Source organism: Salinifilum aidingensis (genome assembly GCF_054782015.1).
The window spans coordinates 1-1,418 of sequence record NZ_BAAGTH010000030.1 but is presented as its reverse complement, the minus strand read 5'-3'; the positions used below and the strand labels follow the sequence as shown (position 1 = coordinate 1,418).

Sequence of the window (1,418 nt, the reverse complement as noted above, 5' to 3'; positions counted from 1 at the left end):
TTCGTGGACGGGGAGTTCGTGGAGGCTTCGTCGGACCGCGTGATCGAGGTGGTTGATCCGTGTTCGGAGGAGGTGTTGTGCGGTGTGCCTGCGGGCACGGCCGCTGATGTGGATCGGGCGGTGGCCGCGGCGGTGGCGGCCCAGCCGGCGTGGGCCGCGCGAGTGCCCAAGGACCGTTCGGACCTGCTGCACGCGATCGCCGACCGGGTGGGCGAGCACACCGACCTGCTCGTGCACCTCGAGGCCGCCAACACCGGCAAACCGCTGCAGGTCGCCCGCGATGACCTCGCCGGCACCCTCGACTCCTTCCGCTTCATGGCCGGCGCGGCGCGCGCGACCACGTCCATGGCCGGCGGGGACTACGTCGACGACCATATGTCGGTGATCCAGCGCGAACCGCTCGGCGTCGTCGGCGTGGTCACCCCGTGGAACTACCCGCTGATGATGGCCGCCTGGAAGATCGCCCCGATCCTCGCCGCCGGCAACACCTGCGTGGTCAAACCCTCCGAGCAGACCCCGCTGACGACGCTGAAGTTCGCCGAACTCGTCGCCGACCTGCTCCCGGCCGGGGTGCTCAACGTCGTCACCGGCTACGGCGACGTGGTCGGCAACCGGCTGTCCGAACACCCGCAGGTGGACATGATCGCGCTGACCGGCTCGGTGGGCAGCGGCAAGGCGGTGGCCCGCAACGCCGCCGACGGGCTCAAGCGCGTGCACCTCGAACTCGGCGGCAAGGCCCCCGTGGTGGTCTGCGCCGACGCCGACCTCGCCGCCGCGGCCTCGACCATGCGCGCGGCCGGATACTGGAACTCCGGGCAGGAATGCGGCGCCGGCTGCCGCGTGCTCGTGCACGAATCCGTGGCCGAGTCGTTCACCGACCACCTCGTCCGCGAGGTCAGCACCCTGACCGTCGGCGAACCCCGCGCCGGCGGCGAGGTCGAACTCGGCCCCGTGGTCTCGCAGGAGCACTACCAGCGCGTGCTCGGCTACCTCGACCGCGCCCACCAGGACGGCGCCCGCCCGGTCGTCGGCGGCGGCCCGCTCGACGGGCCGGGCTACTTCATCGCACCGACGGTGCTGGTCGACGTCCCCGACGGCGCCGAGATCACCCGCGAGGAAGTCTTCGGCCCCGTCGTCACCGTCGAAACCTTCCACGACGACGACGAAGCCCTCCACCGCGCCAACGACGTGCCCTACGGGCTGGCCGCCTCCGTCTGGACCAACGACGCCCGCCGCAGCCACGACCTCGCCGCCCGCATCGACGCCGGCACCGTCTGGGTCAACTCCCACCTGGCCCTGGCCAGCGAACTGCCCTGGGGCGGCTTCAAAGGCTCCGGCTACGGCCGCGACCTGTCCATCTACGCCCTCGACGACTACTCCCGCACCAAACACGTCATGCACAACCACACGCGCTGACC

At 71.5% G+C, this 1,418-nt stretch carries 1 protein-coding gene; it reads left to right on the top strand.

The features are described 5' to 3' along the window. Positions 1-1,416, top strand: a 1,416-nt coding sequence (locus tag ACYVJE_RS22970; protein ID WP_461146121.1) for an aldehyde dehydrogenase family protein, incomplete at its 5' end; no start/stop codon positions are given. Positions 1,417-1,418: the final 2 nt, after the last annotated feature.